The organism is Clostridium sp. FP2, assembly GCF_011065955.2.
Taxonomy (GTDB): Bacteria; Bacillota; Clostridia; order Clostridiales; family Clostridiaceae; genus Clostridium_AD; species Clostridium_AD tagluense.
Window position 1 is genome coordinate 2262377 of record NZ_JAAMNI020000001.1, and the last position, 26545, is coordinate 2288921.

At 29.9% G+C, this 26545-nt stretch carries 25 protein-coding genes; 18 read left to right on the forward strand and 7 right to left on the reverse strand.

Annotated elements, in window-relative coordinates; genetic code table 11:
- The first annotated feature begins 48 nt into the window (after positions 1 to 48).
- Both G9F71_RS10870 and G9F71_RS10875 read left to right on the forward strand, forming a co-directional pair.
- The gene (locus tag G9F71_RS10870) at positions 49 to 717 is read left to right on the forward strand and encodes a YdjY domain-containing protein (RefSeq protein ID WP_164948280.1); all 669 of its coding nucleotides are present in this window, start codon (positions 49 to 51) and stop codon (positions 715 to 717) included.
- A 19-nt stretch (positions 718 to 736) separates the two neighbouring features.
- Positions 737 to 1138 carry a hypothetical protein gene (locus G9F71_RS10875; protein WP_164948279.1) on the forward strand — a complete coding sequence of 134 codons (402 nt, stop codon included), beginning with the start codon at positions 737 to 739 and terminating at the stop codon, positions 1136 to 1138.
- 55 nt (positions 1139 to 1193) lie between these two features.
- Here the strand turns inward: G9F71_RS10875 and G9F71_RS10880 are convergent, their stop codons facing one another.
- The gene (locus G9F71_RS10880; protein ID WP_164948278.1) at positions 1194 to 1481 is read right to left on the reverse strand and encodes an RNA polymerase sigma factor; all 288 of its coding nucleotides are present in this window, start codon (positions 1479 to 1481) and stop codon (positions 1194 to 1196) included.
- A gap of 543 nt (positions 1482 to 2024) precedes the next feature.
- Between G9F71_RS10880 and G9F71_RS10885 the strand changes: the two genes are divergently transcribed.
- Both G9F71_RS10885 and G9F71_RS10890 read left to right on the forward strand, forming a co-directional pair.
- A complete protein-coding gene (locus tag G9F71_RS10885; RefSeq protein WP_164946217.1) occupies positions 2025 to 3356 on the forward strand; it encodes an FAD-dependent oxidoreductase in 1332 nt (443 codons plus the stop codon).
- A 405-nt stretch (positions 3357 to 3761) separates the two neighbouring features.
- Entirely contained in the window at positions 3762 to 5066 is a 1305-nt protein-coding gene (locus tag G9F71_RS10890; RefSeq protein WP_164948277.1) for a 4Fe-4S binding protein, read from the forward strand.
- 131 nt (positions 5067 to 5197) lie between these two features.
- Here the strand turns inward: G9F71_RS10890 and G9F71_RS10895 are convergent, their stop codons facing one another.
- Together G9F71_RS10895 and G9F71_RS10900 are read right to left on the reverse strand one after the other, a co-directional pair.
- Positions 5198 to 5812 (reverse strand): superoxide dismutase, encoded by a 615-nt coding sequence (locus G9F71_RS10895; RefSeq protein ID WP_164948276.1) that lies wholly within the window; start codon positions 5810 to 5812, stop codon positions 5198 to 5200.
- 203 nt (positions 5813 to 6015) lie between these two features.
- Positions 6016 to 6345 (reverse strand): PHP domain-containing protein, encoded by a 330-nt coding sequence (locus G9F71_RS10900; protein ID WP_164948275.1) that lies wholly within the window; start codon positions 6343 to 6345, stop codon positions 6016 to 6018.
- Between the two features lie 788 nt (positions 6346 to 7133).
- On the opposite strand from G9F71_RS10900, the gene G9F71_RS10905 reads away from it, so the two are divergent.
- Positions 7134 to 7655, forward strand: coding sequence for a GNAT family N-acetyltransferase (locus G9F71_RS10905; protein WP_258881102.1), 522 nt, complete (start codon positions 7134 to 7136; stop codon positions 7653 to 7655).
- A gap of 75 nt (positions 7656 to 7730) precedes the next feature.
- On the forward strand, positions 7731 to 8528 hold the full coding sequence (gene dapB, locus G9F71_RS10910; RefSeq protein ID WP_164948274.1) for a 4-hydroxy-tetrahydrodipicolinate reductase: 798 nt from the start codon (positions 7731 to 7733) through the stop codon (positions 8526 to 8528).
- Positions 8529 to 8677: 149 nt separating this feature from the next.
- On the opposite strand, the gene G9F71_RS10915 is transcribed toward dapB, so the two are convergent.
- Both G9F71_RS10915 and G9F71_RS10920 read right to left on the reverse strand, forming a co-directional pair.
- Positions 8678 to 9580: an NAD(P)-dependent oxidoreductase gene (locus G9F71_RS10915; RefSeq protein WP_164948273.1), complete on the reverse strand. Its 903-nt coding sequence runs from the start codon at positions 9578 to 9580 to the stop codon at positions 8678 to 8680.
- Positions 9581 to 9605: 25 nt separating this feature from the next.
- Positions 9606 to 10052: an Lrp/AsnC family transcriptional regulator gene (locus tag G9F71_RS10920; RefSeq protein WP_164948272.1), complete on the reverse strand. Its 447-nt coding sequence runs from the start codon at positions 10050 to 10052 to the stop codon at positions 9606 to 9608.
- 300 nt (positions 10053 to 10352) lie between these two features.
- Between G9F71_RS10920 and G9F71_RS10925 the strand changes: the two genes are divergently transcribed.
- The 6 genes from G9F71_RS10925 to G9F71_RS10950 all read left to right on the forward strand — a co-directional run bounded on the left by G9F71_RS10925 (position 10353) and on the right by G9F71_RS10950 (position 15773).
- Positions 10353 to 10670 carry a TetR/AcrR family transcriptional regulator gene (locus G9F71_RS10925; protein WP_164948271.1) on the forward strand — a complete coding sequence of 106 codons (318 nt, stop codon included), beginning with the start codon at positions 10353 to 10355 and terminating at the stop codon, positions 10668 to 10670.
- Between the two features lie 42 nt (positions 10671 to 10712).
- Entirely contained in the window at positions 10713 to 11267 is a 555-nt protein-coding gene (locus tag G9F71_RS10930; protein ID WP_187353437.1) for a hypothetical protein, read from the forward strand.
- 487 nt (positions 11268 to 11754) lie between these two features.
- On the forward strand, positions 11755 to 12492 hold the full coding sequence (locus tag G9F71_RS10935; RefSeq protein WP_164948270.1) for an alpha/beta fold hydrolase: 738 nt from the start codon (positions 11755 to 11757) through the stop codon (positions 12490 to 12492).
- 144 nt (positions 12493 to 12636) lie between these two features.
- Positions 12637 to 13290, forward strand: a complete 654-nt coding sequence (locus G9F71_RS10940; RefSeq protein WP_164948269.1) for an HAD family hydrolase — start codon at positions 12637 to 12639, stop codon at positions 13288 to 13290.
- Positions 13291 to 13581: 291 nt separating this feature from the next.
- Entirely contained in the window at positions 13582 to 13824 is a 243-nt protein-coding gene (locus G9F71_RS10945; RefSeq protein WP_164948268.1) for a hypothetical protein, read from the forward strand.
- A 32-nt stretch (positions 13825 to 13856) separates the two neighbouring features.
- A complete protein-coding gene (locus tag G9F71_RS10950; RefSeq protein ID WP_164948267.1) occupies positions 13857 to 15773 on the forward strand; it encodes a DUF2339 domain-containing protein in 1917 nt (638 codons plus the stop codon).
- A gap of 62 nt (positions 15774 to 15835) precedes the next feature.
- Here the strand turns inward: G9F71_RS10950 and G9F71_RS10955 are convergent, their stop codons facing one another.
- Entirely contained in the window at positions 15836 to 17065 is a 1230-nt protein-coding gene (locus tag G9F71_RS10955; RefSeq protein WP_164948266.1) for a VanW family protein, read from the reverse strand.
- Positions 17066 to 17521: 456 nt separating this feature from the next.
- Between G9F71_RS10955 and G9F71_RS10960 the strand changes: the two genes are divergently transcribed.
- The 5 genes from G9F71_RS10960 to G9F71_RS10980 all read left to right on the forward strand — a co-directional run bounded on the left by G9F71_RS10960 (position 17522) and on the right by G9F71_RS10980 (position 23686).
- Positions 17522 to 18055 (forward strand): GNAT family N-acetyltransferase, encoded by a 534-nt coding sequence (locus G9F71_RS10960; RefSeq protein WP_164946212.1) that lies wholly within the window; start codon positions 17522 to 17524, stop codon positions 18053 to 18055.
- Between the two features lie 394 nt (positions 18056 to 18449).
- On the forward strand, positions 18450 to 19343 hold the full coding sequence (locus G9F71_RS10965; protein ID WP_164948265.1) for an ABC transporter permease: 894 nt from the start codon (positions 18450 to 18452) through the stop codon (positions 19341 to 19343).
- Positions 19306 to 20061, forward strand: a complete 756-nt coding sequence (locus G9F71_RS10970) for an ABC transporter ATP-binding protein (RefSeq protein ID WP_164948264.1) — start codon at positions 19306 to 19308, stop codon at positions 20059 to 20061. Before G9F71_RS10965 ends, G9F71_RS10970 begins: the two co-directional genes overlap by 38 nt.
- Positions 20062 to 20074: 13 nt before the next feature.
- Complete coding sequence (locus G9F71_RS10975; protein ID WP_187353436.1) at positions 20075 to 21034, forward strand: ABC transporter substrate-binding protein; 960 nt, start codon at positions 20075 to 20077, stop codon at positions 21032 to 21034.
- Positions 21035 to 21397: 363 nt separating this feature from the next.
- Positions 21398 to 23686: an HD domain-containing phosphohydrolase gene (locus G9F71_RS10980; RefSeq protein ID WP_224626333.1), complete on the forward strand. Its 2289-nt coding sequence runs from the start codon at positions 21398 to 21400 to the stop codon at positions 23684 to 23686.
- A gap of 33 nt (positions 23687 to 23719) precedes the next feature.
- On the opposite strand, the gene G9F71_RS10985 is transcribed toward G9F71_RS10980, so the two are convergent.
- Positions 23720 to 24655 carry a gamma-glutamylcyclotransferase gene (locus tag G9F71_RS10985; RefSeq protein WP_164948263.1) on the reverse strand — a complete coding sequence of 312 codons (936 nt, stop codon included), beginning with the start codon at positions 24653 to 24655 and terminating at the stop codon, positions 23720 to 23722.
- 237 nt (positions 24656 to 24892) lie between these two features.
- On the opposite strand from G9F71_RS10985, the gene G9F71_RS10990 reads away from it, so the two are divergent.
- Entirely contained in the window at positions 24893 to 25900 is a 1008-nt protein-coding gene (locus G9F71_RS10990) for a hypothetical protein (RefSeq protein WP_164948262.1), read from the forward strand.
- Positions 25901 to 26545: the final 645 nt, after the last annotated feature.

Genomic DNA, 26545 nt, shown 5'->3' on the forward strand with positions numbered 1-26545 from the left:
ACAGATGTTTAATAAAAAAAATATAAATTAAGAGGAGATTGAATAATTATGACAATGAAAAAAATATTAACCGTTTTATTAGCAACAACACTTATATTCTCACTTGCAGCTTGTAGTAAAGCAGCGCCAAAAGTAGCACCAAAAGCATCAAAAACTGAGGCAAAAGTATTAGTAGTTAACAAAGAGGCAAAGGAAATTAAAATGCTTTGTGAAGTAAATGGTAAGTATTTTAAAGAAGCAACTCGTCATGGTATTGTTTTTGAAAAAGGGTCCAATGGCGAAAAATCAGTTCTTCGTGGTTTGGCGGATGAAAAAGAATTCCATCAAGCGTTACTTGATATCGGAGCTAAACCTGGAAATAACTTAAAAGCAGCAGATATGAAAGCAACCGCAGATAAAGGAGTAGCTGTTGATGGAGATAAGTTAAATGCCGTAGTAACTTGGGAAGGACAAGATAAAGAAATTCCCTTTGCGGATATTATCAAAGCAAGCGTAGAGAAACCAATGGATTTACGTTTTGGTGGAAACCTTGAAAGTGCTAAGAAAAACAATACTGGATGTGTACTTTGTTTAGATAGCTGTGCAACAGGTATTACAAGTGATGCAACATATCCAACTGGAACTACACAAAACAAAGTTGTTAAATTCTATGGAGATGAAGATGTGTTACCAGAAGATGGGAAAGTAGTAACAGTTACTTTTCGTCTTGCTAAATAATTGAAACTTACGGTGTTATATGAAATATTTAAATATTATTTATAATAGTTTTTTATGGGCACTGGTAATTGCAATTACCAGTTTTAAAAGTGAATGGCTTGAAATGCGGATAAATATAGGTTACATATTTTTTGTAACCTTCATCCTTTTATCTGTAATTTTAAGCTTAATTCCAAGAAGAAAACAACTCAAACTAAGTGGTGTATTTACCACTGCTAATTTGTTTATTTGTACAATTTATGCCATGGCACTTTATGGTTTCCAGAGACTAAAGACAGTACCTGCTTCAATTATTCGGGAAGGAATTCATATAAATAAAATTCAATTTTCAGTAATCAATTTGGTATTACTTATTATTATAATCTTAGGTCTTGTGCTAATAATTATTTTTGACAAATCAAAACAAAAAAAATATAAATAGAATTGACTGGCTTAAAATTAAGTGTATAAAACTAAATTTTGAGCCATTGTCATTGTTACACTATCTTGCTGAATGGTTGGAGGTAAACGTTATCTAAAAAGTTTTCACTGGGAAGTATTTTATTGTTTTTTCTATAAAAATCTATAATATTATTATGTGCTATACAAAAAATCCAATTTTTACTTGCTTTTACCTCAGTGATTTTATCCTTGTTTTCAAATATTTCAGTGAATACAGTAGCGGTTATATCTTCTGCATTCCATTTATTTTTTACAAAAACAAAAATATACGTGTACACACAATCATAGTACATATCATAAAGCTGTCCGAACTTGCTTTGCATTAAGCTGTACCTCCATTATAATTTATTGTTTTTAGTTAGCATTAGAAAATAAAAACCTCCAGTTCTAAACTACAATAACTGAGGTCGTGAAAAATTTGCAAATTAGTTCGCTATAAAGTTACTCATATTTAAGGGTGAATTAAAGTGGATAAAACTGTATCTTTATAATTAAAATTATAGATGAAAATTGTAGCACAAGTATCAAATTAATATGTGAACTTTATGTGAGATGACTATTTACAAGTGAATTTTTTGTTAAAAGCATTTTAATATTAGATATTTCCAAATAACACCGGATTGATAAGGGTGTTATTTTTTTATTATCATCGAATCTTTGCGAAATTTTGTTAGTATTAAAGCAAACATGGGTATAGTAAATCTTATTTGAGTATAGGGGCTAAAATCAATATTGAAAAAACAGGAAAATAGGGTTATATTATAAGTAATCAATATTAAGTGATAAATAATATCATTAAATAAAAATAATAATTTAATAAAAATTGTCTTTTGTGAAAAATTAAAAATTAAGGGAGGCCAATATATATGAAAATTGCAGTTGTAGGATGTACTCATGCAGGCACAGCAGTTGTAGTAAACGCAAGGGAGCTTTATCCAGATAGTGAAATCACTGTCTATGAAAGGAATGATAATGTATCCTTTCTTTCCTGTGGTATAGCTTTAAGCGTTTCAGGTATAGTTAATGAACCAGAAAAATTATTTTATAATTCTGTAGAAAACTTGAGAAAAAATGGAATAAATATGAGAATGAGTTATGATGTAACGGATATAGATATAGAAGGGAAAACTATTACAGCTAAGAACTTAAAAAATAATGAGATAGTAAAGGAAAAATATGATAAAATAGTTCTTACCTTAGGATCATGGCCAATAGTTCCTAATTTTGAAGGTAAGAACCTTGAAAATATATTACTTTGCAAGAACTATGATCATGCTAAGACAATTATAGAAAAATCTAATGAAGCTAAGAATGTAGTAATTATAGGCGCAGGATATATAGGAGTGGAACTAGCTGAAGCTTTTGAAATAAAGGGTAAGAATGTAACTTTAATTGATGCAGAAGATAGAATAATGAGTAAGTACCTTGATAAAGAGTTTACAGATATAGCAGAAGGAGAATTTAAGGGCCACGGAATAAACCTAATATTAGGGGAAAAGGTTCAAAAATTTGAAGGAGAAGATGGAAAAATAGCTAAAGTCGTTACTGATAAAAACACTATAGAAGCAGATTTAGTTGTACTTTGTATAGGATTTGTACCAAATACAATGATTGTTAAGGATAAATTAGACGCTCTTCCAAATGGAGCAATAATAATAGATGAGTATATGAGAACTAGTGCTGAGGGAGTATATGCAGCAGGGGATTGTTGTGTGGTAGAATATAACCCAGCAAGGGATAAGAGATATATACCACTAGCAACAAATGCAGTTAGAATGGGGACTCTTGTAGCTAAAAATTTAGTTGAGCCAACTCTTAAGTATATGGGTACCCAAGGAACCTCAGGAATAAAGATATATGACAAGTGCATTGCATCCACTGGTCTTACTGAGGAGGTAGCAAAACATACTACATCTATGGATATAGGCTGCGTAACTATAAATGAGAATAATAGACCAGAGTTTATGCCAACCTTTAGTGAAGCTATGTTAAAGCTCGTATATGAAAAAAATACAAGGAGAATACTTGGAGGACAAATAATATCTGAGGAGGACTTGACTCAGCATATGAATACTTTATCTGTGGTAATACAAAATAATATGACCATAGAAGAATTGGCAATGACAGATTTCTTCTTCCAGCCACACTTCAATAAACCATGGAGTTTATTAAACACAGTGGCACTTAAAGCATTATAGAACATGAAAATTTAACTAGCGAAAATCCTTCATTGAGGATATTAGAAAAGTTCAATTAATAAGATAAAACTTAGACCTAGGTTAATGTAAATTAATCTAGGTCTTTCTTGTGCGTCCAGCATGTCATTGCCATTTTCAATATAAGTAATGCCAGTTATAATTAAGCCAGCACCACTTTTGTTTTGATATTTTTTAGGCCCTAGTTGCTTTAGTGGTACTTTAAAAATTTATAAAAAACACACAAAATAAACATTAGGTTGACACTTCACTGACATTTACGGTAGATATAATTAAAACATAGAAACTAAATAAATTGATGTTTGTATATTACGGGAATAAGAGGAAAGTTTACACTTGCTAATGATGAATTTGCATGTAAAACAGGAGTTGGGAGGAGATGTAAAAATGAAAAAAAAGATAAAGAAAATACAAATATTCAGGCTAATAATACAATTGATTTTATTTGTTTTATCACCGGGATTATTTATATTAGCATTTTCAGGATTTAAAAGTATATATCAAATGATTATTAAAGGTAATTTTAATTTCCTTCAAGCTTTCCCTAGTTTAGTTGAGTTCACAACAGTTATAATTATAACCATTGTACTTGGTAGGTTTTTCTGTGGCTGGGTTTGTGCTTTTGGAACCTATAATGATTTGCTCCATTTATTGTCTAAAAATGTATTTAAGATTAATTTTAAAGTAAATGAGAAAGTGGATGCTGTATTAAAATACGCAAAATATTTGGTTCTAATATTACTTGTAGTTATTGTATGGAGTATGGGAAGTAAAGTTCTAGAAACGACTAGTCCTTGGGATGCTTTTGCGCAAATAACGAATTTCCCCCAGGTACTATCTGATTATACTATTGGATTTATACTATTAGTTCTAATAACAATAGGAGCTTTCTTTATAGAAAGATTTTTCTGTAGGTATTTATGCCCCTTAGGAGCTGTTTTTAATATATTTTCTAGCATAGGTATATTAAAAATTAAAAAGCCCACTGATAAATGCGGAAAGTGCAGATTATGTACAAATAATTGTTCAATGGGACTATCGCTTTATAAAGTTGAAAGTATACGTGGTGGAGATTGTATTAACTGTTTAAAGTGTATCGAGGCATGCCCTAGGAAAAATACTCAGTTAAATGTTTTTGGTGAAAATGTAAATCCTGAACTGGCTAGTTCTGTAGCAATAGCTGCTATGGTAGGACTTTATAACCTTAACAATTTAGGAGCAGCGGCATTAGCTCAAAGTAAATTAACAAAACAAACTAGTACTTCTGTAAGTTCTAGTATAAATAATACCTCTCAAAAATATGAGGATATAACAACTTCAGAGGTTAGTGATGCTTCAACAAGTACAACTGATAGTTCAAAGGAATCAAGTACTAATAATGCAAATGAAAGTGCTAGTTCAACTACAATAAATCAGAGCAATTATACCAATGGAACATATACAGGAGATGGTACTGGGTTTAAAGGCGGTACAACTGAAATTGCAGTTACAGTAAAAGATAATAAAATTACTAATGTTGAAACAGTATCAAATCAAGACACGCCAAAATTTTATAGCAGGGTTGAAGGTGAAATAGTAGCTGAAATAATTTCAGCTCAATCAGCTACTGTAGACACAATTTCTGGGGCGACATATAGCAGTGAAGGAATTATTAATGCAGTTAAGGATGCTTTAAGTCAAGCTAAAAAATAGACTAATTGGTAGAAATCTCAATTTAGACCATAAACGTATCTCCATTGGTTACAATGTTTAAAAGATTATAAAGACAAAATAAAAAGCAGGGTTGTGTGAGATTTAATCACTCACAACCTTGCTTTTTATTTTTATTTTATAGCATTTAGATATAGTTCTGATACATAGTCCCAATTAACTACGTTCCACCACTCAGAAATATAGTCAGGACGTCTGTTTTGGAATTTCAAATAATATGCATGTTCCCAAACATCTAATCCTAAGATAGGTATAAATCCTTCAGTAATTGGATTATCTTGGTTTGGTGTTGAAATAACTTCAAGTTCTTTGTTTTTATTTATTACAAGAAAGGCCCAACCACTTCCGAATCTAGTTGTTGCTGCTTTTGCAAAATCATCTTTAAATACTTGGAAACTTCCAAATTTTTCATCAATAGCTTTGCTTAGTTCTGATTTTGGTGTGCCCATTTTACCTGGTGACATAACATTCCAAAACATACTGTGATTAAGGTGCCCTCCTCCATTATTTCTAACAGCCATTCGTATATCAGATGGAATCTCCTCTAGATTTTTTAATAACCATTCTAAGCCTTTATCATAAAGCTCTGGATATTTATCTAAAGCTGCATTTAAGTTATTTACATAAGCCTGGTGATGTTTACTGTGATGTATTTCCATTGTTTGAGCATCTATATAAGGTTCAAGTGAACTGTATTCATAAGATAGTTTTGGTAATTCAAATTTCATAATTAATTCCTCCTAATAGTAAAGTTTATTATGGTATTATAATAACTCTAATGATATTAATTGTCAAGTGATAATAATTATTAATATTCTTTATATTATAAAAACAGAAAAAAATTATAATAAATTGTCTTACCTATTAAAAAATAATTAAGGATTATAGATACTCTTTAATTATTTTATGGTATATTGTTTACGCGAGTAATTTATCCTAAATATGATAATTTATGTATTTTAATATTATATTCTACGCCAAGAAGAAGCTTAAAGTCATTCTCCTTCAATAATGAACTCTTATTAAGATCATCAATTAATTTACGTAATTTTTCATATTGATTTAGTTTCATCCCGAAGGTAATATGGTTATAAGCATGGTCTGTTATGGCAATTTCTTTTAATCCTCTTTTTATTCCAACTTTAACATTTGATTCAATACTTCCTTTTGCATGTTCTCCGAAAATAATATTAAATAAGGGAATATGTCCCTTTGCGATATTAATATGAGTATGATAGTCTGCAATAATCTTAAAACTCATTTTATCCCCTCCATGGTTTAATATCTTTTAATTAGCTGCCTCCTTATCAAATTGAAAAGCTTCTTATATCCGCATATGTAAATTCCCTAGGGCATGTTTATCATCCAGTTTTATTTTGCCCATATTACTGGATAATACTTACAGCCTATTGTGGTGCTAAAAGACCACATCTGGTGGTTGCTCTCAAGCTTCAGGTGCAAACCCTATGAATAACTAATTTTAGAAAAAACAATTATAATTATTCCTTCAGTTGTGGTAATTTTAATCTATACTTATAATTTTATTGTGGGCTAAATTAGATTAGTAAGAAAATGTGAATTAAAAGGAGAGATGTAATGTTGTTTTTAGAAACAGATAGATTAGTTATAAGGAAATTTTGTTGTGATGATTGGAATATATAAAAACTACTGAAATATATGGCTACGTTAGCAATATTGAGGGTAAAAGAATATAAAATTGGCTTGTCGTAAATAGACAAGCCAATAAACTTTTCCCTAATTATTAAAGTATTACTGTAATTTCCACAAATGTATCTATAATCTTTTAAAACTCTGATTATTTACAATCCTATCATTAGGGGCTATAAGCGCTGGAGTTTTAAATTTCTTAGTACAAAAATAACAATTGGAATTTTAAAAAATCACTTACAACCTTTTAAGTATTTGCTTTATAGCAGTTATTCTAAAAAACTATTAGAAGTATTAAATAAGAATAATTAAAGTATAGATAGGTGAAGAAAGATGGTTTATAATATAATAAAAACAATAGACTAGAACATATAGAGCAAGTTGAAAAAATTAGGAGTGATTATTATAATAAGAAAAGCGATTTTAGAAGATTTAAAAGATATTATGGGAATTATAAAGCAAACTATTGTTGAGATGCGATCTTATAACAACAGCCAATGGGATGAAAATTACCCTCAAGAAAAAGATTTTATAAATGATATACAAAAAGAGCACTTATTTGTGATAGAAAGAGAAGGGAAAATAGCTGGTTTTACATGTATTAATAAGGTAGAGCCTGTTGAGTATAATGAATTAAATTGGACATTAAATGAAGTCGCTATGGTTGTCCATAGAATGTCAGTTTCTCCGGCGTACAGAAGAAATGGAATTGGTACGGAATTAATGAAGTTTACTGATGAATTAGCTTTAAAGAACAATTTAAGATATTTAAAAACAGATACTTATTCAAAAAATCCAAATATGAACGCGTTATTTATAAGATGTGGATATAAGCTTGTTGGAGAAATGAGTTACCTAGGGAAAGAAAAGCCGTTTTGCTGTTATGAAAAAGTATTAAAATAAATTTATTAAATATTAAAAACCAAGTTGGAATTTTAACTTTTAGTATTTATGTTAGAGAGAGGAGAGGTATGTACTATGAACCTTATCGTAGTTGGTCCTAAAGGTAAAATGGGTAAACTCATCGTAAAGGTAGCAAGTTCAAGAGCTGATATGAAACTTCTTTATGGAATTGGTCCAAAGGGAAGAGAATACATCAATAAAGATTTGGGGATTGTGTGTAACCTTGGAGAAACTACTTCTTCGAAAGTTGTGGAGGAACTTGAAAATGTAATTGATGAATGTGATGTAATTATTGACTATAGTAATCCAGCCACCTCTATGTCGGTATTTGAAAGTTCATTGATATCAAAAAAAGCTGTGGTCTGTGGAACTACTGGATTTTCTGTAGAACAGCTAGATAGAATAAAGGAAATTTCCAAAGAAATCCCAATAGTATATGCTGCTAATACGTCAAGGGTGGTAAATCTTATGTATTCCTTACTAGAAATTGCAGCAAATGCCATTGGTAATACAGCTGATATCGAAATTATAGAAATGCATGATAGAAATAAAAAAGATGCGCCTAGTGGAACCTCAAAAGAAATGGGTGAAGTTATTGCAAAAGCTCTTGATAAATCGCTAAAGGAAATTGCAGTTCATGGAAGACAGGGTGAAGGCGCCAGGGTCCCGGGGGCTATAGGCTATCATTCCATTCGTGCAGGAGATATCTCTAGCAGTCATACTGTGCTCTTTGGCCTTCAAGGTGAACGGTTGGAAATTACGCACCATGCTCACAATTGGGAATGCTTTGCTGAGGGGGCATGCGAAGCAGCTTCTTTTATTTATGGAAAAGAACCTGGTTTATATACAGTAAAGGATGTATTGAATTTATAATTTTCCAGATATATCAAAGTAAGAAGATCGAACAAAGCAGATATTATTGTATGCGGTAGAGTTTACGACCCAGCTCCTTTTGCTGCAGAGAAATTAGCTAATCCATTAGGAAAATTAATGGGTTAGCTGATTTCTCTGTATTTGAAAGACTACAGATACCCTAAAAACTCTTCAATGTTTTGTAGGACTTTACTAGATAATCTTTGCCTTGCTTCTTTTGTCCAACCTGCTACTTTTTTAGATAAAATTATATTAGGATATTTCTGAAACTCTTGTTGGTACCTTCCTACACCATCTTCATCGTATATAGCAAAATTCCCTTCGATTTGTATCCACTCCAAGAATGCTGGCACATCAAATGGAAGATCTAAGGAAGTGTTAACTAGTATTTTGCCTTTACCAAATAAAGAGAATTCATCTTTTCCTAGTATCATTGTATTTTTAGGCAAATGAATAGATATAATTTCTGTTGTACTCAATAACTCATTTAGTGAAAGATATTCTATTCCTTCCTTTTCAATATCTAATTTTCTATTTCTACTGAAGTAATAAACTTTCATTCCGAAGGCAGATGCTCTTTTGGCCAACATTCTCCCTGTTGTTCCCATCCCAATTATTCCAATTTTCTTTTGTGTTAACTCCATAGGCTCATCTTTCCACTGGCATTCTCCTAAACCCTTTATTAGCCTTATTAATTCACTAATAATGAATTCAACTAATCCCTCATCTCCATAGTCTCTAACTCCGCGAACATCAATATTGCTCTCTCTAGCAGTTTTAATATCAACATTAGCTGAAATTTCATCGTAAAGACTACAGCACATTCCAATATACTTGATATGATTACATTTTTCAATTACCTCTTTATCTATCTGTGTATTCCAAGATACAAGCACACAATCAGCATCTTTAATTCTTGATATAATTTCGTCATTATTTTGTGGATAATCATCAAATATCTCAACTGGATTTTTAGAATATTTCTTTAATTCTTCAATTGCCCAAGGGTCCAATCCGGCCTTATCAATACACACTATTTTATTAAATTTCATCCATTATCACCCCTTAATTTAATTATTATTTTATATTATCTTCTATTACTGTTGATAAAATAAATGTAGTAGCCGTATCTATAGTAGATTTTACTTTCCATAATTGGTCAATGAAATTTGTAATATCTGATGTAGACTTTGCTCGAACTTTAATTACAATACACCAATCCCCATGTATTCTTTGACATTCTTCTATAAATACATTAGGTATATTGATATTAATATATTCTTGTATATCCTCTTTGTAATTTGACATGTTTACTCTTACATATATATATGCTTTGGTATCTTCACCTAATTTAGCCCAATCAATAATACTTTTATAACCTTTTATTACTCCACTATCTTCTAGTTTTTTTATTCTTTGATGAATTGCTTGCCTTGAGATATGTAGAATTCTGCTTATTTCTTCATGTGATACTCTTGCATTATTACTAATAATATTTATTATCTTAATATCTAAATCATCCATCTATGATGCCTCCTTGCCATATGCATCTATTTTATCAATAAAAAAACATTATGTCATTATGCAATATAAACTAACTGCTAATAGTAATTTTAATTTCTGTACAAACAACTTTTTTCATGTTTTAGGTACATTTTTAAATGAAATTTATTAGAAGTAATTGCTATATGCAATTACTTTTATAATAATTTAAGCTCAATCAATTATATTAACATGAAGAATTTTTGAAAATGCGTCTTCTCCAAATCGGTCAATAGAGTTACAATTATATTAACCGATACGGTCAACGAGAGGAGGAGCCACTTGAATGATAAATTTTATAATTTGCCTAAGCAGAAACAGAATACAATTTTAAATGCTGGGTATAGGTTTTTTTCTGAAAATAGCTATAAAAAATCCCCTATGTCTGAAATAGCGAAAGAAGCAGGTATTTCTAAATCTCTATTATTTCATTATTTTAATAATAAAAAGGAGTTTTATTTATACCTATATAATTATGTATTTACTTTTATGAGGGAAATAGCAGAAATGGAAATTGCTGATATAGAAACAGATTTTTTTGAAATGTTTTTACACTCTTCAAAATTAAAATGCAAACTACTAGAGCGACATGAATATTGATACCGTTTTATTATTAAGACCTTTTATGAAGATGATGAAGAAGTGGCAGCAGAGCTAATTGGAAAAAATACCACTGAGTCCAATAATGGTATTAATAATTTACTTGGAAGAATAGAAAAGAATAAATTCAAGGATGGATTAGACATACTTCAACTAATTAATGTTATTACTTGGTGTTTGGAAGGGTTATATTTTCTTCACATAGCTATAAGCGGAATATGCTTTTTTGCTTCCTGTATCAGTAATGATACTAAGCGGTCCTTTACAATTGGCGCAGGGATTACAGATGAAACATTAAGAGTAAAATTTAACACCATAATAAACAAAAACTTAAGTACATCTATATTATTCTTTTGCGATATAACGGGTGGAACCCCTTTTAAAATGGCTGCTTTAATTGCTAATGATAAAGACAACATGGAAGTTATAGCAGGGTGTAATTTAGTTTCATTAATTGAAGCTAAATTCCAAGATGATACTACATCTATAAAAGAATTAGCTAAGGTGGTAGTAAATTCAAGTATAAATTCAACGTGTTTATTTAAAAAGATTAAAACAACTGGGGTAAAGTATATTAAAACTGAAGATGGAATTTAATTAATAAAAGCGGAGTTATTATATTAATAACGAGGTCCATTTTAAGGTTCTATTGAAAAAATATCATTCATTCTCACTCAAAATAACACTATGATTTTAACATAGCGTTATTTTTTTGGTACAACTATCTTCATATATATTTTTATTAATATGTATTTGAATTTAACAAGTGATTTTGTACGCGATTTCAAAGGATAATATTTATGCTAAAATAATATTAAAGAAGGTATACAATATGAGGAAAATATGTCTTAACTAATGAATTTCAAAATATGAATAATGTTCTTTAACAACTAAATAATACGGAATTTAAAACAAATATATACTATTTTATATAAAAATGGTAATATGGCAATGTGGCGATTTAATGAATAGTATATAAGTTTTAATTTTATATACTCTGATAAGAGGCATACCTATTATTAATAATACACATAAATTAATACTAACGCATCACATGGATAAAATATATCTAAAGGGGGATTCTATGTTTATAAAAATAAAAGAAACAAAATTGCCGAGGCTATATGTGAATTGTTATGGGAAAGGGGATCCAACTGTCGTATTTGAATCAGGGCTAGGGTGTACTCATTTTGACTGGGAGGTAGTTCAAAATCAAATATCAAAAAATACAAGAACATTTTCTTATGATAGAGCAGGTCTCGGAAATAGTGATACAGGTGATTTACCAAGAAGCAGCTTAGACCAAGTTCACGAGTTACATACTGTTTTAAATAAAGCAAAGGTTAAAGCCCCTTATATTATAGTTGCGCATTCAATTGGAGGCTATAATGCAAGATTATTCGCAGGTACATACCCTAAAGAAGTGTCTGGTATTGTATTTGTTGATTGTTCACATGAAAATCAATTTGAAGATAGGGTGAAACGTTCTTCTTCAAAAGAAATAGAAATTGTGAAAAGCCAATCGATTGGTACAGAACAAACTTTTGATGAATTACTAATTAGTGCTAAACAAGTAAGTGAAATAAGAGAAAAGGATGCATTAAGGAATATTCCAATAATTGTCCTTACCGCTGACCATAAAGGTGAAACCTCTGCTGCTCTTACAGAAGAGGCCTGGTTAAAATATCAAGGAGACTTAGTAACCTTATCAGATTATAGTAAACATATTATTGTTGAGGAGTGTGGTCATTTTATACAGAAGGATAAGCCCCAGGTAGTAATTGATGCAATAAAAGGGATAGTTAATGGAATGAGTAAATAGATTATTAACTGCTAATATAATGATATTTTAGTAAAAGTACTTCAAAACAGAACCCGTTAATTATATTAGCTTCTCACTTTTTATATTTGGAGTATTAGAAGCTATAGGATAAGGTATAATAGAAAATAACAGGATGGTGATTTTATGTTAAAAGCAGTTATCTTTGATATGGATGGAGTAATTATCGATAGTGAACCTATACATATGAAACTGGATGATGAGACTTTTAAAAAATTAGGTATAGAGGTTACAGGAGATGAGCATCACTCTTTTGTAGGAGCGACATCTCATTATATGTGGGAAGCTTTAAAAAATAAATATAAGCTTAATCAAACACTCGAGGAGTTAATTGAATATGATAGAAGTACATATTTTAAATACCTTAATTCAGATGAATGCGAGATAACCCTTATTGAGGGGGTGGAAGAGCTAATAGAAGACTTGCATGAGAATGGAATAAAGCTAGCAATTGCATCATCATCACCACTAAATGTAATTGAGGCTATAGCAAAGAAATTTCAAATAGAAGAATACTTTGAAGTTTTTGTTACCGGCGACTATGTAAAGAGAAGCAAGCCTGAACCAGATATATTTCTTTTTGCTTCAGAGAAACTGGGGGTAAGCCCTGAAAATTGTGTAGTTATTGAGGATTCCCATAATGGGGTTCTTGCAGCTAAAAAAGCAGGTATGAAGTGTGTAGGAATAGATAGCGATGCTACAGGAAGCCAAAATATTTCCATGGCGGATTTAGTGATAAATAGCTTTAAAGAAGTAAATTATAAAAAGTTAAATCAATAAGTTAAAAATATTGTAAAAGCAGAAGATAAAACGGAAATGCTAATTAAGCAATTAACCAAAAGGTTCGATAAAATTCCAAATGAGTATGTAGAGAAACTGCTGAAGTAATTCGGTAGTTTTTTGTTGTTGAAGTATATTGCAGGAATCTCCATAGTAACGGGCATATCGCACTTGGTAAATGTTGATAAATACCATGTGCTTTCACTAGTTCCGCAAAGGTGTTATAATTAAATAAGGATATAATGGTATTTTATTATATATTTTACAAATAACATGTCAGGGGGATTGTAAATGAAGAGTATTGATGAGTATCTAAGGTTACAGGATGAGATAAATAAAGAAATCCGTCTTATATTGTTAGACTTAGAAACAGTAGAAAGAAAAGAAAAAGAGGTAGTATACCTAGAAAATAAACAACTATTAGACAAACTTGCGGTTAGTAGTTGCAGTATAGTAGATAAAACTAGAAATGAATTTGCTCTGCTAAGAAATAGAATAAGCGAACTGGAAAGTACAAATGCGACTAAAAGTTAGGGTTAACTCCGAAAATATCTAATTTATTCCAATTGGCGAGTAATTTAGAAAGTAAACTAGTTCATCTGGAAACAAAAATTAGTAAGTCCACTGACGTGCAGGAATCTAGTAATAATCCTTTATCTGAGAGCCTGCCAATTGTAAACCATACTACAGTTAAGAAAATAGGATGGAATGGACTAAAACTAGGGGTAGGAGCTTTAAACTTAGTGGGTATAATTTTAATTTTGATATCTCTTTCTACATTTGGCAGATATGTTTATGTAAACTTTATGTCAAAAGAGATGAAGGGAGCAACCCTGTTTGTAATATCTACATTAATCCTATTAGTTGGGGAATTATATTTTAGTAAGAAAAATTACAAGTTCTCAAAAGGCATAACGGCACTGGGAATATCTGGTTTATATACAGCAGTAATAATAAACTACTTAGTATTAAACAATCTTACAGGTATATTTGCATTAGTTATCACCGCAATTATAACTGGTGGGGCAATATATTTAAGTTATAAAAAGGAATCAAATTTGCTTAGAATCGTAACTTTAATAGGAGCATATATATGCTTAGTTCCTGTAGGTAAGATATCGATGCAGCAGTCCTACATTATAGTTACAATACTCGTAATTATAAATATACTAAATATATATTTTCCACTGCAAGCAATAAAAAACAAAGATATAAACATATCATTTGAATTATACACATCAATGCTGGCTTTATTCTCTACTCTTATAATTGGTGTGAGTTTTGATGAGGATGTTCTAATATTGCTTTTAATAACAATCACGGTTATATATAGTGTGCAATTTATGCTGACTTGCAAAGAAAAAGAAAGCACACTTAACTCTGTAGGGCTACTACTGTATTTTATAATATATCCACTGGTAATATCAGGAAAATATTGGAACTCAGCCATCTGGTACACACCTCTAGTTGCCTACTGTATTATTGGAATTGTAATACTTTTAAGAGTAAAAAATACATCAAAATGGACAGGTTATGTAGGTTTTATGTTAACTTGTTTAGCCATACTTTTAAGAATAAACTTAATGTGGGGTGATAAATATACCACAGTTACAATAATTGCAATATCCATTCTAGTTTTAAGTACACTAATGGCATGGTTAAAAGATAAAAATATTTTTTTAAAATCTACTTTAATAGGATTAGTATTCATTAGTATATTAAGTTACTTGTTTAATATAGATAGGTCTATTAGTATAATATATATAGTATTATTTGCATCAATACTGTATTGTAGTAAAGAGTTTAAAAATAATCTAGTAATTATAGCATTTAAATATTTTTACCTGTTAACTATAGCAGGTTGGGTATTAAATCGGATAATAAATATAGACGTGCTGAATAATTTAGAGTCATTTATAGTCCTTAGCATATGTATTATATACACAGTTATAATGAACAAAGTTGCTATATTAAGGCATGATAACATAAAAATAATGAATTATATAAGCTTATGTATTGTAACTTTAGCCTGTATAATTTCAGGCTTATTTGGGAATACAGAGTTTTATTTAACCACTGCTCTTATAGTGTTCATTTTAGTATCTATGTTCACTGAAGATTATATAGATACTAAGAGATTAGGACACAATAAAGAACTAATCTATGCATTATTATCAACTTATATAGTAGTGAGATTAAGTTTTATGGTGGACGCAGTGTATGAATTTAAACAATTACTGATTAGTACATCACTGATGTTAGTTGCTTTAGGTAGTGTATTTTTAGGATTTAAGATAAATAATTCTAAACTTAGAAAATACGGTTTAATATTATCACTTATAACTTGTGCTAAATTGATGCTGGTAGATTTCTATTCATTCAACTTTATAATTAAGACACTAGTATTTATGATAGTAGGGGTAATTGCATTAATAATATCTTACACATTCTCTAAGTTAGAAAAGGAGCATAAAAACAAATAGCAAATATAACTTCTAAGAGACGTTCCTATATTCCCATGAGTTTTAAATAATATTAACCTTTCTTATGTAAGGCTATCTGTGTAAAGCAAATCTTTTGATAGTAACTTACTATTCTCATAGGTAGTCCTAAATACCTTTACATTCTTTCCTACAACTTCATTAACGATTTCATATTTTTTATTGTTAAGACTTGAATTTGAGTAAACATTAAATGTTACATTTTTGTTTTGTGTTATAGCTTCTATATATATAGGATAAGAATGCGTATTCTTAAATCTATAATCCAGAATGCCGTAAGCAATTGTAGCATCCATACCTACACCAATATAACTAGAATGTAAGGAATGCTTGTACCTTTCCACAGAAGAGATGTTAGCTCTTAATATAGCATTATAAAGAGTAGTTGAAACTTGGCATACTCCTCCACCAGAAGCTAATTCTAACTTTTTACCCACTATTACTGGAGCTAATTTATATCCTCTGTCAGTTGAACTATTTCCAACAGTTTTGTTAAAACTAAAGGTTTCTCCAGGCATTAGTAGTTTACTATTTATACTTTTGGCAGAAAGCTCAATATTGGTTGACCTAGCAGAATCGGAAGAGGTATAGCTTGTACTAAAAGAAGAAATCTTAGCATCAATATTTTCAAGTTTATCACTAGTAATATTAGCTAAAACTTTTTCCGTTGGTGCAGATTCAACTATATCCTTAGAATTAATATTTCCATTTACATTGCTCAGTATAATTTTTTCTAGTTTGTCGTCTAAAAGTTTTATTCCTTTTTTATCGGGAATAATTTGAAAATTATCATTTATTAGTGAAATACTTGCATCTTTTGATCCAATTTCTATCTCCTTCTTTATGGTAGAAATAAATTTCTTTATTGGCGCTGGATCATAAATAAATTTTAAATTATATTGATGGGCTGTAGGGTTCTTTATCACTTTATATTTATCAAATAAATTTAAATTTTTCCCATAATCGAAGGCTTGTTTTACTATATCTTCAATATTGTATCGTGCATTTAATTTTGAATAGTTCAATTTGTAGTCCTTATTAGATGTTTTTATAGTTATATTCTTTTTTAGTATTGCATCTCCATATTTTTGTGTAATTAACCTCTTTGATTCATCAAGGGTTCTTCCTGAAACATCTATATCCTCAATTTTAGTATTAGGGTATACTATGGCCTCCCATTCTTTAGTGTTGACATATATATATCCCCAAAAAACAGCCACTCCCAAAGCAATAATTGAAATTGACGAAATAATAGTAATCTTTATTTTTTTCATTTGTATAATCCTCACTTCCCATTATAAGTTTATTATAAAAAGCATATGTTACGCTATGTTACTAAATGCTTTTAATAGTTTATAACCTTAATATAAATACATTCTAACATTATATTTAAAATAGGAAGTTAAAATAAGATTAAGTTTTGGTTACAGAAGGGTTACGATAGACAGGATGTCCAATAAGTGCGTCTTCATATGAAGAAACAAAAGCTGTATTGAAAAATTATACCATTTTTCTAATGCGACTTTATCGTAACAATCATCTTTTAGTACAAATAAATTTGAAATATTGTCAACCCGTTATGGAGCTCTTACAAAAGACTTAACCACAGAAGAGGTTATAGATTTATAAAAAAAGTTTTAACATGTTCTTAACGAAAAATATGTTGTTTTTTGATTAAAAATTATATATAATTACTCACAGAAATAATGTGATATGGGGGAGGTAGATCCATGGAAAAAATGTCTTTTGAAGTTAGAAAAGCTTTTACTAGCGACATTGAAGAAATACGAATACTCGCAGGAGAATCTTTTAAGATGTATACTGCAAATGCATCAATTACAGAACTTATTGCACCTCTTAATGAAACTTATGAGGAAGTAAAAAAGGCTATAGAAACTACTGAAGTTTTTGTAGCTCTATATAACGAAGAGGTTATTGGCAGTGTGAGAATTGAAATCAAGCCTGATGGAACTGCTTATTTAAGTAGATTTGGCGTTTCAGCCTCACATCAAAATAACGGTATCGGGAAAATATTAATGAATGCAATTGACAACTCAATGAAAGAACTCGGGATTACATCTTTATATCTTCATACTGCATCCAGAATGTTTTCACTTATTAGATTTTATTATGGAAGAGGTTTTTATATAGAATCCACCACTAATGACAGGGGATACATTAGGGCCTTGCTATGCAAGGAATATATTACAGAAAAAAACGAAGACTTATTGGATAATGATTATGAAAATCGTTCAGTAGTATAATAAAAATATTTTAAAATCGTGTAGTATTTTTTCCTTAAGGAAAAATAAGCTTGATTATTTAGAAAAGTAGTGGTATTATAAATATAATATTTTTTTAAGGGGAGATTAATTATGAAAAACTTATTAAATCAAAAAACACAATTTGTCTTTACTAGCCAATTTAGATAGGATTTGTACCTGCAAATTAAGCATAGGTACAGGTCCATTGATGCTTGCATCAAATGATTTGTATCTATGTTGGCTATGATTGTAAGTTTTTCATTAGTAATATGAAAAAAGCCACATAGATTATCTATGTGGCTTTTTTGATTATTATCCTAAGTCACATGGATTTCCATGTGACTTTTTTGTATTTTAAATATCTTACCTAAATTTTAAAAAGGAGGTTTTTTTTATGGAAGTTGTAGCAGGAGTACTAGTACAAGGTTTAATTTTATCAATTATGGTATTGGGGGTGTATATAAGTTATAAAATTTTAGACTTCCCTGATTTATCAGTTGATGGAAGTTTTTCCTTGGGAGCAGCAATAATAGCTGTAACCTTAAAAAGTGGAATTTCTCCTATTTTAGGTTCAGTGCTTGCTCTAGTTGCAGGATGTATAGCGGGGTTACTCACAGGAATACTGCATGTTAAATTTAAAATATCAAATTTACTTTCAGGTATTTTAGTAATGGGAATTTTATATTCTGTAAATTTACGGATTATGGGGAAAGCAAATATTCCTATTTTTAGTGATACAAATATATTTTTCGATTTTAACCCTTTAATTGTAGCTTTAATTTTTGTTGTAATATTTAAAATTACCATTGATATGTTTTTAAAAACGGGATTGGGATATGCATTAAAAGGAGTGGGGGATAACCCACAAATGATTAAATCACTGGGAGTAGAAATAGGAAAAATAAAGATATTTGGGCTTATGATATCTAATGGCCTTGTAGCTTTTTCTGGAAGTATGATGGCTCAATATCAAGGATTTTCAGATATATCTATGGGTATAGGTACATTAGTTTTAGGTATTGCTTCTATAATCATTGGAGCATCTATTATTAAAAGTGGAAAGTTCATAAAACAGACAAGTAGTGTGATTATAGGAACTTTAATTTACCAAATCACCATATATTTAGCTATGAATATCGGACTTACGCCTATGGATTTAAAAATGGTCACATCTTTTGTAATAATTTTATTTATAACAATTGGTGCTAGAAAGAAAAGTGGAACAACTAAAACTGTAAGGAGGCTACTAAATGTTAAAAATACAAGATTTATCAAAAAGTTTTTATAATTCATATTTAGGTGAAAATGTGTTATTTAAGCACATTAATTTAGAGGTTAAACAAGGGGAATTTATAATAATAATTGGTAGCAATGGAACAGGTAAGTCCACATTATTAAATATAATTTCTGGATTAGTTAAAGAAACTTCAGGCAATATTTTTCTTGAAGGAAATGATTTAACTAAAATGCCTGAATATAAAAGAACAGAAAATATAAGTAGAGTTTTTCAAAATCCCTCCTTAGGAACATGTCCAACTATGACCGTTAGAGAAAATTTATCTCTGGCTTTGAATAAGGGGAAATTAATTAATTTGAAAAATTGCCTTAGATATAAAACTAAGGAATTGGAAGAGCTTTTAAATGGAGTATCACTAGATCTAAAAAAACTTTTGGATGTGGAGGTAAAGTATTTATCCGGGGGGCAACGGCAAGCATTATCACTAATAATGGCAGGTTTATCCACTCCTAAGTTATTGCTACTAGATGAACATACTGCAGCCTTAGATCCGAAGACATCTAAGGAGATAATGGGGTTAACTCAAAAGATTGTAAGAGAAAAAAATATTACTACAATAATGATAACTCATAATTTAAAGGATGCACTCCAGTATGGAACCCGACTAATAATGCTACACAAGGGTGAAGTTATTTTAGATTTAAACCAAGCTGAGAAGAAAAAATTAACAATAGAAAATATATTAAAAAAATTTGAATATGCAGTATAAAGGAGAGAGTATTATGAAAAAAATAGTAGCTATCGCAGTAATAATTACATGTATGTTAACAGGATGTGCAAAGGTGGATAAGAAGAAGAAAGTTATAAATATAGGTATAAGTCAAATAGTAGAATATACTGCACTAGATCAAAGCCGTGAGGGCTTTATAAAAGCATTAGAGGAGAAGGGTTATAAGGATGGGGACAATATAAAGATTGATTATCAAAATGCCCAAGGAGATATAACTACAGCTCAAATTATTGGCAAAAAGTTTGCAGCCCAAAAGAAGGATTTAATTTATGCTATCGCTACCCCTTCAGCACAGGGGGCATATAATGCTACAAAAAAAATTCCAATAATAATTACGGCTGTTACGGATCCGGTACAAGCTGGAATAGTAAAATCTTTAAATAAGCCAGGAACCAATGTTTCAGGTACTTCAGATTATTTGCCAGTGGAAAAACAATTGGCGTTAATAAAGCAATTGATGCCGAGTGTCAAAAGAATAGGAGTTTTATATAATACAAGTGAAGTGAATTCCGAAGTACAGGTAAACGAACTAAAAAAGGCAGCTAAAGGATATGAAGTTATTACCTCCGGAGTAACAAATACTAATGAGGTTAATAGTGCCATAAGTAGCTTGCTTACGAAAATAGATGTTTTATATGCACCAACTGATCAGTTAATAGTCTCATCCATGCCTATAATAGTAAAAAACACATTGGAGGCAAAAATACCTGTTATAGCGTCTGAAAAAGGCTCAGTGGAATCTGGAGCATTAGCTACTGTAGGAATTAATTATTATAAGCTAGGATATGAAGCAGGAAACATGGCAGTTGATGTACTAAAGGGTAAGGATATATCCAATATGCCACTTAAAATTTCAGCAGAAACAGAAGTGTACATAAATAAAAATACACTAAAAGTATTGAATATATCTATGCCAAAAAATCAAAATATTAAATATATAGATAATAAATAAAAACAAACTCTTCCTTAAGTCCTTGCAATGTATTTTTTATTAAGTTAAACAATATTAATATATAAAGTGATTAGTTGAAATTTAAAGGGAGCATCAGTGGCTGAAGTAGTGGCTATTGGTGCTTATTTTAGGGTGGATTCTAGCCCTGCAAAATATATCGGGAGCACTTTTTTTCAATATTTATTTTATTTTAATTAAATTAACCCCCCTATTGATTTTTAATAATAGTATAAAAAGTCGAAAATATTAAAAAAAATAGATTACTTGAAGGTAATTTGTATATTTTGTAGAATATAGTAATATTGAATTATTTCTGTAATAAAACAGGAAATGAGTGTAAATATGTATGTAGGGGGGCAAGGTATGATTAGGACAATATATAAAGGATTTGTTATAGTATTTACTGTAATGTTAATTTTTTTATTAGGTAATAATTACACAAAAACAGTATTTGCTAATAACAAAGAAAGTGTAAATTCAAAAAATGAAGTTAGCAATAAAGAGCCATACATTGATGAAAAAAAATTGAGTAGAACAATGATAATAGGTGATGATAAGAACTATGACACGTGGCTAGGTGTTTACGAAAAAAAAACACTCTATCAAACACTAACAGGTTATATTTGGTTAATAGTAGTTGTTATATCAGTTATAGTTATCTTAATGTTATGGAATTTAACTCTAAAAATAAAGGTTGCTGCCCGTACTAGAGAATTATCACAAGTAAATGATGCATTAAGTGAAAATAAAGAGGAGTTAATAGCATCAAATGAAGAAATAGAGGCTTCATTTGATGAACTATCTGCCATAGAAGAAGAACTTAGAAGTCAATATGAACAACTAATAGAAAGTGAAGAAAATCTTAAAAAAAGTGAAGAACGAAATAGCGCAATAGTAAGCGCTATTCCTGATATTATCTTTATTGTGGATGGAAATGGCGTTTTCAAAGATTGCCAAACAAAGGATGACTCCATGTTGAAAATTTCAAAGCATGAGTTCATAGGAAAAACTATTTGGGATGTGCTTCCTTCTAAAATAGCTGAAACTAGTTTTCAAAAAATCAAGAAAGTTCTTGAAAATAATTCTTTGGAAAATTTTGAATATGATATTGATACACCTGAGGGCAATAGATATTATGAACTTCGGGCAGTGAAATGCAGAGAAAATGAAGTTATTGCAATAATCAGGGATATAACTCTAAGGCATATTGCAGAAAAGACAATAGAGGAAGAGAAGGAATTGTTAAAAACAACACTATTATCTGTTGGAGAAGGAGTAATAGTTACAGATATTAATTGTAATATTATAATGTTCAATAAATCGGCGGAGAAAATAATAGGATGGAAAGAAGAAGAGACAAAAGTAGTGAAATTTGAAGAAGTATTTAATATTATAGATGAAGATACAAAACAAAAGTGTGATAATCCTGTCAAAAAAGTATTGGAAAGTATGATATCACTTGAGGAAGTTGAATACAAAATATTAATTACAAAGGAATGTAAGAGAAAAATGATTTCCTATAATGTCTCTTATATAAAAGACAATTATGGGTATGTTAAGGGGGCGGTTTTGGTATTCAGAGATGTTACAGCTGAAAGAAAAAACCAAAAGAAAATAGAATTTCTAAGCTACAAAGATCGGCTTACAGGACTATACAATAGAAGATTTTACGAGGAGGAGTTAAATAGACTTGATACAGCAAGAAACCTACCTCTGACCATTGTTATGGGTGATGTTAATGGTTTAAAGATTATTAATGATTCCTTTGGACATATTATGGGTGATGAGCTTCTTAAGAAAGTTGCAGAAGTAATAAAGCTTGGATGTCGAACTAATGATATTATTGCAAGACTTGGTGGTGATGAATTTGTTATTATATTACCTAAAACCGATGCTTTACAAGCAGAGCAAATAATTAATCGCATAAATGATCTGGCATTAAAAGAAAAAGTAGGATCTATTGATATTTCTATTTCATTTGGTCATGAAACTAAGAATACCGAGGAAGAAATAACCGAAGAAATATTAAAAAAAGCAGAAGATCATATGTATAAGAAAAAACTTTTTGAAAGTCCAAGCATGAGAGGGAAAGCAATAAGTGCTATTATTAAAACACTTCATGAAAAAAATAAAAGGGAAGAAGAACATTCTCATAGAGTTTCAGTATTATGTAAACGTATGGGAGAAGCTCTTAGAATGAATGAATCTGAGATTCAGGAACTTACAAGCATTGGATTACTTCATGATATAGGAAAAATAGCTATAGATGAAAATATACTTAATAAACCAGGAAAACTAACAGATACTGAATGGAATGAAATTAAGCGTCACCCTGAAATAGGTTATAGAATTCTTAATACAGTAAATGACATGTCTGATATGTCAAGGTGCGTATTGCATCACCATGAAAGATGGGATGGAAAAGGATATCCAAAAGGCTTGAAAGGGCAGGAGATACCTTTTGTAGCAAGAATAATAACCATAGTAGATACCTATGATGCAATGACTAGTGAGAGAAGTTATCGAAGTGCACTATCAGAAGAAATTGCAATTGCGGAATTACAAAAAAATGCAGGCATTCAATTTGATCCTAAACTGGTAAGGACATTTATTGAAAAAGTATTAGATAAGCCATTGGAATTGCCAGCCTGAAACCATATTCAAAGGAAAAGAGATAGCCAGAAGCTATCTCTTTTCGATTCCACATTCAACTAAATACTTCATTACCTCAAAGTCACTCATTTCAGGGTAGGTTTCCTTTATCCCCATTCTGACTACTTCAAGATAATTATCAGAAGGGTTGTGTGATGGTCTTGTATTTTTATTAGTAATAGTAACAATTTCAACACCATTGTAATCGCCTAAGGAAAGACTCTGATTATACCAATTTTCGTCACTTCCCTCTTGCTTTGAAATATCTTCAAACTGTTCTTCAGTAATAAGGTACATTCTACCTAAAGATTGACCCCTGCTCTGAGTATCTAAAAATGAAATTCCACCACTTCCCCAAGGAGAACTTTCATTACCATAATACATTTTATAAGGAATAGTTACTGGTCTAGTATCCTTTGGTAGTGATTTATTTCTACAACCCTCATAACTCACTCCATTAAATTTACACTTTCCACCTTTAATATAACTTATCAATCTTTCATAAATTAGGTTAGATCCATAGCTTGCATACCAAACAAAATCGTTTCTTTTTACCGCTTCCCTAGGTGGGTTGTCTGGACTAACTTTAACATTCTTTGAAACATCTTTATTATACACATAGACATAAGCTTCTTGAACCTCATCATTATCATTAATAACTCTAATTAACTTTCTTGAAAATAAATTACCTTTAACTTCAGATATATCTATTTTGTCTAATATATTACTATCGACAATATACATCTCTCCGCGGACTTTATCGATTTCATTTTGAATTATTAGCGGATAATTACCGAAATCATATAATTGAAAACCGTCAGCTATAAAATGCCCTGCAAATCTGGCGCCTGATAAGAATTCATCATGATGGCTATTTCCTTTCATAAGCGTACCATAAACAAAAAGCCTTATTATGTTATTACCTTCATATTGGATATTTTCTTCTGGGGTTTGTAATTTATCTACCATAATAGTATCCCTCCATAAATTAATATTTTCTAATGCTTTAATAGAATTATAACACGTTAAGCAACTAAATTGCGAGAAAAGTCTCAATATTATAATCATCAAAACATCTTATGCATATACATTCTTATGTTGTTTTTAAATGTTGGGTATTAAGTTTTATACATAAGTGTACGATTAATATAATATGAATAATTAATTTAAATATTAAAAGCTAAAGATTAGAGGCGGGGGTATAAATTGGAAAACATAGGTAAAAAAATTACTGATATAGACAGTTCAGTGGACTTACTTCATGCTTATAATAGGGTTAATATAAATAATTATGTAGAAGTAGAAGAGTATATTTATTATATAGATCCTTTGCGAAAATACAAATTATACAAAATATGCAAATACAGTGGTAAAGAAGATATGGTAATCAATTACAATGTGGAAAATATTTTTATAAAAGAAAATGAAATATTTTATACTATAAAGAAATATGGAAAAATTATGTTAAATAAATGTGACTTAGAAGGTAAAGGTACACATTTAATATGTAAAAATTTAACTTCATATACTGCTTATTGTGTTGAAAAGGGAATGATATATTATAGCGAGAAATCTAATTATAAAAATCATATAAAGTCTATGCCAATACAATGCGGAAAAATTTCGGTTGTATATGAATCTATGGGAAATATTTCAGATTTATATTATTTTAATGATTATATATATTATAAGAGAACGGGAAATGCTTGTTATGGAAACGATTTATTAAGAAAACTATATATTGGAGCTGGAAAAGTAGAGGATGTAGCAGAACTTTTTTATAAGGATGTATATTATTATTATAGTAAATATATTGTGTATATGGATAGTACTTCTGATTTGACAATAATTAAGGATTTGGAAACGGGAGAAAAACTTTATGAAATGAGTCAGTGTAATAAAATATTAGGAATCTTTAATAAGCATATGTTCTTTACTTACGAAGGTGTTACTGATATGGAACTTAAATACGTAGAAAACATGCTTTATGTCCTTGATGTAAATGAATTTTCTGTTACTAAGTTAACGAACTGTAATGTCTGTAAAGTTCAAATGATAGGTAAGTATATATATTATAAAATTAAAGAAAATGATTTAGTAGTATATAGGAAACATATTGATGGTGGGGACTTAGATAAAATTCAAAGTAGTTCTAATAAAAGAGGGAGACTTAGATTTTTTTTAAATGGGATGAGGAAAAGTAAAGGAATATAGTATCTGAAGCCATTAAATCATTTATCTCTTTAGGAGACTTTGGAGTACCATTTTTATTTAAAAGATCTGTCCATAATAGAGCAGGGGGTAGTCTAGATGATTTTTTTATAGGCATACTTACAATGTTGAAATTACTTTCTTTAGATAAATTTTTATACTCAGACTTAATGCATATAATCGGCTTAGTAATAATATTTGGTGGTACATATACAATTTCGCCAGTTTATTTATAAATTAAGGTTACAATAACTGGAAAATTAAGGTTACAATAACTGGAATAGTGTCAAGCATTTTTGAAAATGTCCTCAAATATTTAAAACATTAGCACCAGTTTTTCTGGTGCTTTTATTAATTTTGGTTACTTAATGAATGTTGCACAAAGTGGCTATAAGATTATTTAATTACTTTGAAATTTTCCTAAAATCTTTTCTAAATATCTTTTAGCCGTAGGCTTCTAAATTTTGATACATTAAAGCTTAAAGGTCATTTTTGAAAATGTGTATGAATCCTTCTATTTATATTAGCGTAGCTAATGGATGAGAATCCATTTCTTTTTATTAATTTGATTTTATTATTTATGACTTCCATTGGTCAGTTTCTTAATCTATTATCAAAGTATGTTTTGGGTTCACTTAATAAACCTTT